General features: G+C 40.1%; 1 protein-coding gene. It reads right to left on the minus strand.

Translation table 11 applies throughout. The features are described 5' to 3' along the window. On the minus strand, positions 1-836 hold an 836-nt coding region (locus KC460_05225; protein MCA9770743.1), incomplete at both ends, for a hypothetical protein.

An 836-nucleotide genomic window follows, 5' to 3' on the forward strand; every position in this document is an offset into this window, starting at 1 on the left:
ATTAATGTATCTGCTGTCAGTTCAAGCAAGTCAAATAATGTTTGTTCATTATATGTAATTGTTGTTGGTATAATTGAGCCCGCTGCAATTGTCGCTCCTTGGCAGAAAAATTTCTCGCCAAGTGTTGTTGCTATTCCTGCAAACTCTTTAAATTGTACGTGACCTCCGCCACACACTTCACCACATCTATTATTAAAGTCTGTCGCTATATCACTACCAAGCGCAAAGTTTGGATCTGTATTAAAGTTTGGTGCAAAACGTACTTGCGCAACATTTGTTCCTCTACGCAGTACGTATAGCAATGATCCTTCTTCAAATTGAAGCGACTTTAACACACCGGCAGCCTCATTACCCTCTTGGTCTGAACGTGCACCTCGATACATGTTAAACTCAACGTTACCTTGCAACACGCTCAACGCTGCTTGATGATTGAAAATTACATCAAAACATGCTTTTTCGAATGTAATTAATGCTTTTGGATCGTTAGTAATTATTGCACTCGCAAATTCTGTACTTACTAACATATCATCTGCGTATGTATTACCAAATACTAAGTGTGATTCTTGATCGAGTAAAATCGTACCGCCTTTACGCGTAATTACACAACCTGCACCACCAGAACCATTTACATCATTGCTTGCGCCGCCACCAATTGAAACAGTCGCTTTCATATCCAGATGCATCACTGCACAATTTTCTGTTATCAAACATGGCCAGTCTGCTTGTGGATTTGCTGGTGGATTTGGGTCAAGACAATACGGTGTTCCTTCCATATTAAATTCAACACCATCCAGTAATTCTACAATACCTTCTCCGGTAAATACCATGCGAGAACC

The sequence above is a fragment of the Candidatus Dependentiae bacterium genome (genome assembly GCA_020431705.1).
In the GTDB taxonomy this organism is placed as follows: domain Bacteria; phylum Babelota; class Babeliae; order Babelales; family Vermiphilaceae; genus JAGQHQ01.